7 protein-coding genes are annotated in these 9,000 nt (G+C 60.6%); all 7 read right to left on the reverse strand.

All coding sequences use genetic code 11. From position 1 onward, the window contains the following. Nucleotides 1-610, reverse strand: a 610-nt coding sequence (locus PHW69_08775) for a TolC family protein (protein MDD4005277.1), incomplete at its 3' end; no start/stop codon positions are given. 55 nt (nucleotides 611-665) lie between these two features. After that, nucleotides 666-1,472 carry a polysaccharide deacetylase family protein gene (locus PHW69_08780; protein MDD4005278.1) on the reverse strand — a complete coding sequence of 269 codons (807 nt, stop codon included), beginning with the start codon at nucleotides 1,470-1,472 and terminating at the stop codon, nucleotides 666-668. Continuing rightward, nucleotides 1,469-2,548, reverse strand: a complete 1,080-nt coding sequence (locus PHW69_08785; GenBank protein MDD4005279.1) for a glycosyltransferase family 4 protein — start codon at nucleotides 2,546-2,548, stop codon at nucleotides 1,469-1,471. The genes PHW69_08780 and PHW69_08785 overlap by 4 nt, the downstream gene beginning before the upstream one ends. Nucleotides 2,549-2,605: 57 nt before the next feature. Further along, nucleotides 2,606-4,816, reverse strand: a complete 2,211-nt coding sequence (locus PHW69_08790; protein ID MDD4005280.1) for a heavy metal translocating P-type ATPase — start codon at nucleotides 4,814-4,816, stop codon at nucleotides 2,606-2,608. Between the two features lie 14 nt (nucleotides 4,817-4,830). Continuing rightward, the gene (locus PHW69_08795) at nucleotides 4,831-5,658 is read right to left on the reverse strand and encodes a peptidase MA family metallohydrolase (GenBank protein ID MDD4005281.1); all 828 of its coding nucleotides are present in this window, start codon (nucleotides 5,656-5,658) and stop codon (nucleotides 4,831-4,833) included. Then, entirely contained in the window at nucleotides 5,655-7,934 is a 2,280-nt protein-coding gene (locus tag PHW69_08800) for a hypothetical protein (protein MDD4005282.1), read from the reverse strand. The genes PHW69_08795 and PHW69_08800 overlap by 4 nt, the downstream gene beginning before the upstream one ends. Next, complete coding sequence (locus PHW69_08805) at nucleotides 7,931-8,866, reverse strand: tetratricopeptide repeat protein (protein MDD4005283.1); 936 nt, start codon at nucleotides 8,864-8,866, stop codon at nucleotides 7,931-7,933. Before PHW69_08805 ends, PHW69_08800 begins: the two co-directional genes overlap by 4 nt. Between the last annotated feature and the right edge of the window lie 134 nt (nucleotides 8,867-9,000).

Consider the following 9,000-nt stretch of genomic DNA (forward strand, 5'->3'; position numbering starts at 1 on the left):
CAGCGCGCACGTTTTTCAGGTTTTTATCCCGGTCCCATACCGCAGATTGCACCAGCGCGTCCGTTTCCAGCAATGCGGCCCGGCTTTCGCGCCCGGCGTTGTATTTCAGCCGGAGAAGCGCGGCGTTATCCTGCCGGCGCTGAAGCGTCTGTTCTGACAGCGTGAGCGAGTTCTGCGCGTACAGCAGCTGTGAAAACGCCTGTCTTAACAGATAATAAAGCTTGTTTTCAAGAAGGATATCGTCCTGCTCGACCTGGCTCAGATCAAGCCTGCTTTGCCGGATATCGGAACGGCCGGCGGGATTATACAGGGAATAGCTGGCGGTGAAACCGTAATTGTAATTTTCCTCATAACCGCCGGCCGGACTGGTTCTGGTATAAGCGCCGGTCAGCCCCGCCTGCGGATACAAAATATTTTCCGCGGCCAGTATTTTCTGGCGGTACTGTTCTTTCCGCGCCTGCGAAGAAAGATTCTGGGGGTTGGCGCGGAACATGACGGCGACGGCATCGTCCCACGTCAGCAGTTCTCCGCTTATCACTTCCGCCTTTGAACCGGTTTGCGCCGCCATTAACAACGGCAACACGACTAAAAGGATTTTTTTCTTATCCATGATATATATACGCGCCTTTGCGAATTTTGTTACAACAGTAAAACAATCGGCAAGATCAAGCGCGAAGCATGGCCAGCAGTTTGTGCTTCAATTTTGAATCCAGCCCGTACACCTTGCCGTACAGGTCGCCAAGCACCGGCGTGGAATAAACCGCCATGCGGCGCAACAGCCAGCCGGCATCGCCGCATTTTACTTTGAACCGGCACAGCTCAAGCGGATTGCCGCCGGGGAAATTCGAACCGCCCGCCGTGGTGAATACCAGCTTGTAGCCCGCCTGCGCGGCGAGCGCGGGCCAGCCGGGTTCGTAAACGCCCCAGGGCCAGGCCATAGCCAGCGGTTTCACGCGCAGTTTTTCCCCGATCAGGCGCGCGGATTGCGCGAGCTCGCCCGGCAGATCGGCATAAGCGGCTTCCTTGTCAAAGTTCTTGTGCGTGTGGGTATGGCCGCCCACCTCAAAAACTCCGCTTTCAGCCATTATTTTAAGTTCGGGCCATGACAGAAACCCTTCCGGCTCGCGTTCACCGCGCGCCGTTACCGGGCAGGGCGCGCCCTGCGCCATGGCAGGCCGCACCGGCCCGTCAGTAATGCGCGCGGTGGACACAAACACCGTCGCGCGCATGCCCGCCGCTTTCAAAACGGGATAAGCGCAGATCCAGTTGTCGGCGTACCCGTCGTCAAAAGTTATCAGGCAGTTCCTGCCGGCGAGCGGCCGCGCGCCCGTGATATGGCCCAGCGCCTGCGCCAGCGTGACAGCGTGCCAGCCCGCGGCCTTAAGCGCCGCCAGCTGCGCGGCGAACTGCTTTACGGAAACCTCGCGGTCGTCCGCAATATGGTGATACATCAAAACGGGCAGCGCATTCATCTTGCGGCGCACCTGGCGCGATAAAACGCCTCCAGCCGGTCACAGACCGACGGCAGCGCGAATTTCTCCCGCGCACGGGCGAACGCCGCGTCGGCGTATCTGCCGGCTATGGCCGGATCGCCGAGTATTTTTATCACCGCCGCCGCCAGCGCCGGCGCGTTTTCGACCTGCACCATCTCGCCGGTCTCGCCCGGCAGCATCACGTCGGGTATTCCGCCGATATTGGATGCCACGGCCGGTACCCCCGCGCTGTGCGCTTCTATAAGCGCCGTGGCGATCCCTTCCTGCCGCGACGGCATCGCAAACAGCTGCAGGCCCGCCAGTATCTCCGGCACGTCATTGCGCTCGCCCAGAATCTCGACGTTTTTCTCAATTCCCGCGGCGCGCACTTTATCGGCCAGCAGATTGGTGTCGCGCCCCGCGAACACAAACACTGTGTCGGGGAACTCCTTTAAGATAGCGGGCGCGGCGGCGATCATGCAGTCATGTCCCTTAAACCACGAGTAATGGCCCACCATGCCCACCCGAAACGGCGGCTTGAATTCCAGCTTCGCGCGCAGTTCTCTGGCGACCGTGTATTTATTGAAATCCACAGCCGACGGTATGACCGTAACCCTCTCCGCCTCAACGCCGCCTTTTACCAGTTCGGTTTTCGCCGCGTTGCACACGGCCAGATACGCGTCAATTCTGGACGACCGGTACTTCAGCGCGCTGAACGGGTTTACCCTTATCCTGAAAATCACGCGCCGCGTCACTATCAGCGGCTGCGCCATGCCGAGATATTTGGCGATCAGGCACACCGCGTGGGCGCGCGGATGGTGGGCGTGCACAAGATCGGCATGGCAGTCGCGCGCGATACGTTTGACCGCAAGCGCGGATTTAACGTCATAGTCCTGCCTTATGCGCAGGTCGCGCACCTCAAACCCGGCGCCAAGCGCGCGCCGTCCCACCGCGCCGTCGGACGGCACGGCGAAAATTATTTTATGCCCCCGCGCGGCCAGCTCGCCCGCGGTAAGAAGCATCTGGTTCGCACCGCCTGACCAGCCGTGCGATTCGCTTGCAAATAACAGTTTCATAGCATGTTGTCCCCTGAAACGACGTCCTTCCCGATCCCGGCTCCGGAACCGGCCCGGCTAGCTTATTTTCATTTTCCGCAGCCGCAGCGAACTAAGCACTACCGACACCGAACTTACTCCCATCGCGCCGCCCGCCGCCCAGACCGGCATCATCACGCCCAACGCCGGATAAAACGCGCCAGCCGCAAGCGGTATGAGCAGAATATTATACAAAAACGCCCAGAACAGGTTCTGGCGCATCACGCGCCGTATCGCGCGGCTTAAAAAAACCGCCTCGCACACCGCACCGACGCCGGTGCGGGTAAATGTTATATCAGCGCTTTCAACGGCGATATCCGTGCCGGCGGCGAGCGCCATGCCTATATCGGCCCGGGCAAGCGCGGGAGCATCGTTAAACCCGTCGCCCGCCATAGCTACCGACGCGCCGGCCGCCTGCAGCGATTTTATTATTTCCGCCTTGTCGGCCGGCAGAACCCCGGCCCGGTACTCCTCAACGCCGCAGGCGGCGGCGACCTGTTTTACCGAAGCCTCCCTGTCGCCTGAAATTATCATGACCTTTATCCCGGCCTCTTTCAGCCGGCGAACAGTCGCCATCGCCTCCGGACGAACCTCGTCGGTGAACGCGAGGAACCCCAGATACCGCCCGCCTTCGGCAAAAGCTATCAGCGGACTGTCAATTCCGGCGTAAGCCATATCGGCAATTGTCACGCCTCGCCCGCCCAGCCAGGCTGGCCGGCCGGCCAGAAAAGTGGTACCGCCGGAGCGCGCCACCACGCCCATTCCCTGTTCCGTAAAAAACGAGTCCGGGTCCGGCGCCTGCGCGCGGCGGGCGCGGCACAGTTTGCGCACCGCCTCGCCCAGAGGGTGCTCGCTGTGAGACTGGGTCAGGCAGGCGGCGTCAAGCAGCCGCGCCTCATGCACGCCCTCGGCGGGAACAATGTCGCGCACGGTCATATTGCCGGCGGTAAGCGTGCCGGTCTTGTCAAAAACAACCGTATTGATCCTGCCGACCCGGTCCAGCACGTCGGCGTTTTTTATAAGAATGCCAAGCGAGGCGGCCCTGTCAATCCCCACGGCCAGCGCGACCGGCACGGCCAGCCCCATCGCGCACGGGCACGCCGCCGCCAGCACCGTGGCAAACGCGGTAACGGCATGAGCCGCGCCGGCCCGCCCTCCGAAAAACAGCCACGCGCAGGCTGAAACCGCCGCAATCAGAAGCACCGCCGGCACGAAATAAAAGGAAACCCGGTCCGCCATTCTCTGCACGGCGGATTTGGAGCTTTGCGCTTCCCGCACCGACCGCACTATCGCCGCCAGCACGCTTTCGCTGCCGATGCCTTCGGCGCGCAGGAAAACCAGCCCGCCTTTGTTAAGCGTACCGCCGAACACGCGGTCGCCCTCGGCTTTATACACGGGATTGCTCTCGCCGGTCAGCAAAGACTCGTCGAGCGTTGTCGAACCTTTCAAAATAACCCCGTCCACCGGCACCATTCCCGCCGGCTTGACCGACACCACCATTCCCCTCGTCACCTGCGCGATCGGCACGGTTTTGCCAGCCCCGCCCACTACTATATGCGCGAACCGCGGCGCCAGATTCATCAGCTTGGCCACCGCGCCGCCGGCCCGTCGTCTGGAATCGCTTTCCAGCCAGCGGCCGAAATTAATGAACGTGATCAGCAGCGCGACTTCCGTCCACATCGGCTTGTGGTACCGCCCGTAAAACACGGTCGGCAGGACAAGAATCAGGACGCTGTAGATGAACGCCGTTGAAGAACTGATGCTGACCAGCGTGTTCATGTCCGGCGCGAGATTTTTTACTGACCGCCAGAACCCCCTGTGGAAATGCCGCCCGCACCACAGCCAGACCGCCGCGGTGACAAGCAGCTGCGTATACGGCGACATGTCAATAAACCGCGCGAAAAAAAGCAGCGCGGTCAGGCCCAGCGCGCACAGAAACCGCCGCAGATAGGCGCGGCTTTCGTCCTGCATCGTCCTGAGCGCGGCTTCCGGCGTGAAATCCTGCTGGTCCACAAAATCCGTCACCGTGTAGCCGATATCCTCCAGCGCGTCGGTCAGCTCGCCGGGTGAAACCGCGTCAGGCTCAAAAGTGACGTAAACCGTTTTTGTAGGCAGATGAACGCGCGTCTGCGCCACGCCTTTGAGCGCGGAAAGTTTCTTTTCCACTCTGGCGGAGCAGGAGGCGCAATGCATGCCTTCCACGCTTATGACAACTTTTCTTGGCTCCGTCCGGCCCGGCCCGTCGTTCATGTTCGCATCCCGCGCTACTGCCCCTTAAGATAGGCAAGCCAGCCGGCTTCCAGCGCGGCGGTATCGCTCCACTTGCCGGGATAAGCGGAAGCCAGCGCGGAATCTATGCCCGCGCCGTTTTTCAGCTCGCGCAGCAGCATCGAAAACCCCATGCTCCCGCCGCGCTCTATCATATATTCCGCCACGCTGCCGGCCTGCCCGTACCATCTGGAAAGCTGCGTTCCGCCGTTTGTGCCGGCATCACGCATGGGCACATAGCTCATCATCCGGGCGAACGGAATGGGCGACGCCAGCAGTTCGGCCCGCACCGCCGAGTTATAGGAAGCCTGCCCCGCGTCGCCGTAAGTGCCGATCTGGGTGTACACCGCAAGCCCTTCGTTGAGCCACACGAGCCGGTAATCGGACCGGCTCATGTATTCATTGAAAACCAGATGCGCCATTTCATGCGCCAGCACGCTTTTCATCGCCTGCGAATTGTAGGACAGGATCGCGTTTCCGATAGTAACCCCGCCCGACCAGTCCGGCTGTTTGGAACGGTTGACATATTCCTCATGGCTCGAATAGATTATTATCTCGTAAGGCGTGGCGGGCATGAACGAATACAGCCCGGTATTGCGCATGATTTTGGTGTACTGCTCCTCGCAGAACGAGCCGACGTCCTCCAGCTCCGCTTCCGTATACGCCCTGACCAGAAAATGCAGCGTGACTTTTTCCCGCGCGCCGGGCGCCAGCTCCACTCCCGCGACATGCACCGCCTGCCGCCGGGCCGAGGAATCCACCGGCACGTCCACACAACCGGCTGTTGACAATACCGCCAATCCGCACATAATGGCCTTTCTCATATTTCCCGGTTCTCCGCCCGCTCCGCGGACGATTTTTCATACCCGATTTTAACGCTGCCGGCGGCAAGCTGCGCCGGCCCGAACTCCAGCACGAACGGGCGGCACGGCCGCGGCCGCATATCGAGCGCGTATTTCTGGGTTCTGGCCATGAACGCGGGAAACGGAACCCCGCGCACGCTCAGTTTACTGACAACAAACTCCGGGCCGGGCGGATCGCCTTTTATCTCCATCCCGCATTCAAAATCCACCGGGTATCCGTGATAATCGAAAGACGCCTCGATACCGGCCGGCGTAATCTGCGCCCGAGCCTCCGTGCCGCCTGAAAACCGTTCCTCGATATAGCTCGCCACCGACATGGACGATAGCAGCCCTCGCTTCACGTTAACCTTGTCCAGCCGGAAAACCCGGAGAACACCGTTATCCAGCGCGGCATGGAAATTGCGCAGTTCAAGCGTAACGCCGTAAAAATCAATCCGGCCGCTGCGCGCGACACTGGCCGAAAGCAATGCCGTTTTGTAGTGCCCGGCGGCGGGATCCCATACGCCGGGCAAAAGTCTGGCTTCCATAAGCTCCAGACTCCCCAGCTTCACATCGCCAAGAACGACCACGCCCTGCCCGAACGGCGCGACTGAACTTTTCCGCAGGCCGAACAATACGGCAGGCGAGGTCTGCCTGGTGACGGGATCGGTCACGTCATACCAGCCGGACGATTCATAATGCCTGTTAAACCAGTTTTGCGGAATGGTGGGATCGGCCGTGGAAAAAACTGTCCGGCCGCCCGACTGCGCGGGCGCGCCTGCGCCGGTGTTTTTCAGCCACACCACAATGGCGGGATACTTGAGAAAACTATCGGTGTCCGCCACAAAAACCACTTTGCCGAACCCGCAGGCCAGGGCCTGCGCGCCCAGCCAGGCATCCGGCATGGTTTGGGAAGAATTGACCGCCACCGCCGTGTTCAGCGGCGCGCTTTCCGGCAGATACTTTATCGCGGCGGCAAACAGGTTGCGCAGCCCGTCGTCGCGCGAAACCGTTTCGGAGCCAAGCACCGTAACCGGATGTCCGAACAGGGAAATCCGTTTCAAGCCCACAAACCCGCTCTGCGCGAGCAGCGCGAGCAGCGCGCATATGCCCGCCACGGCTATCCGCGCGGGGCGCGGCGTCATGATACCCACCGCCGGCGCAAGCGCTACAAGCGCCGGCCAGTACAGCCGGGCCTCCTTGACGGGCACGAAAACAAGTATGCAATAAGTAACCGCCAGCCAGTTAAACAGAATCCTGCGCCGCGGAAACGGCATGAATTCCGCCGTCAGCATCCAGACAAACAGCAAAACTCCGATCAGAAACATCGGCAGGCCGGCGCTGTCAATGGACTGCCAGAAATGCCAGGTGAGTTTGCCGAGCGCCGACAGCGGCGCGCTTTCGCCCGGCGCCGCGGCCGCTTTCAGCGACCACATTCCCAGTGACGGCAGGTTGATCCACAGCCACGCCGCGAAGATCAGCGCGTTAAGCGCGAGGATATAGAAACACATTTTGCGCGAACCCCTGTCAATCAGGCCGCTCACGAAATACAGCAGCAGCGGCAGCACATACAGCGGAAAAACCCACGACGTCAGCAGGCCGCACATAAACAGCGTTCCGAACCAGTAAGACGGCTTGGGCTTTGAGAAATCCTCGCTCCAGATAAACGCGGCGTAGCAACCCGCCGCCCACGCGATCACCGCTATATCGGGCGTGACCATTCTCGCGCTCGACAGAACGAAAGGCAGGCAGGTGGCGAAAACAGCGGCCAGCCACCCGCTCTTGTCCACCCTGTTATACCGCACTATCAGAAACGCGAAAAGACCGATCAGCCCCAGATAGAACGAGTTGAAAACAAGCATCGCCTTTTCAGGCGAAACAGGCAGCAGCCGGACCGCCGGCAACGCCAGCCAGTAATACAGCGGCGAAAGCGGACGCCCGTCATCCGTTTTAAACGACACGAACATGCCGCCCAGATCGCCTGCCCGCCACAGCCGTGCGTATTCGGCCACCGCGGTCACGCCAACCGTTTCCTGCGGCTCCAGCGGACGCACGTCGCGCCACGCCCAGAACGACAGCAACAGAAACTGAGCCAGCGCCAACACCGCCACGCCGGCAAGTCCTTTGAACATTTTCGGCCGGTCACGCTCGCGCTCGCTGAACGCTTCGGTCTGGAAAAACACGCTTTCCAGCGTCATTTTCAGGACACGGAACCGCTCCGCCGCAGACAGCTCTATTTTCTTCTGTTCAGGGCTCATTGCGCGGCATTCCGGGTTTTGAGCCTGGCCAGTTTCTCCTCGCACCGCTGTGGATTTTCAATGTCCAGTTTGCGCGCGGCCAGATAGCACCGGTAAGCCTCTTTGGGATTATTGAGCATCATCATGATATCGCCCCGCAGCTCCTGATTGGTCGCGCTGCCGGGATCGCGGGAAAGAGCTTCCTCTATTTTGCGCTGCGCGGCTCTGTAATTGCCCGCCCTGAATTCCGCCAGCGCGCCGTAATAGTAGCCTGTTTTAACATCCGGCATTATGGCGGCCACGCGCGCGAAATCCGTTATCGCGGCCTCATAATCCCCGGCTTTGAGACGCAGTTTCCCGCGGCCCAGATAACCCGCCATGAACGCCGGATTAATCTGAATAGTGCGGTTGAAATCCTCGAAAGACCGCTGGTTTTCGCCCTGCTCGAACAGGGCCAGCGCGCGGTTGTAAATCGCCAGGATGGATTTGTCGTCCATGGAAATCGCGCGGTTATAGTCGGCGATCGCGCTCTGCATGTCACCCATTCCGAAATACGAGCTTCCACGGTTTATATACGCCAGAGTATAGCCCGGATCCAGCTCCACCGCGCGGTCAAGCGCGGCGATGGCGGCGGGATACTGAAGCATTTCGTTGAGCAGCGCGCCCATGTTGTTGTAAGCGCGCGCAAAGCCGGGCGCGCACCGGACGGCCTGCTCATAGTCTTTCAGCGCGGCCTCGCGGTCGAGCAGCCGCTCGTAAGCCAGCGCGCGCGCGTTGTAAGCTGCCGCCATGTCCGGCTTGAGCTTGAGCGTCTGGGTATAAAGCCGCACCGCCTCTTTATACTGCCCGTCAATATTTTTCTGCTGGGCCTGCCTGAACAGGCGTTCTTCTTTCGGCAGACAGCCGGCGAGCAGAAGCAAGGGCGCCAGCAGCATAATCCGTTTTATTTCCATAATTTATGAACCCTCCGCGGCGGTTCCGCCTTCAGGCATGCGCTTCTTCCCGCCGGGACTGCGAAAATAAAACGCCCAGCCGAGCAACGCGCCGCCCACGCTTATATAAGAGTCAGCCAGATTGAAAACCGGCC

It is taken from the genome of Elusimicrobiaceae bacterium, assembly GCA_028700325.1.
Taxonomy (GTDB): domain Bacteria; phylum Elusimicrobiota; class Elusimicrobia; order Elusimicrobiales; family Elusimicrobiaceae; genus JAQVSV01.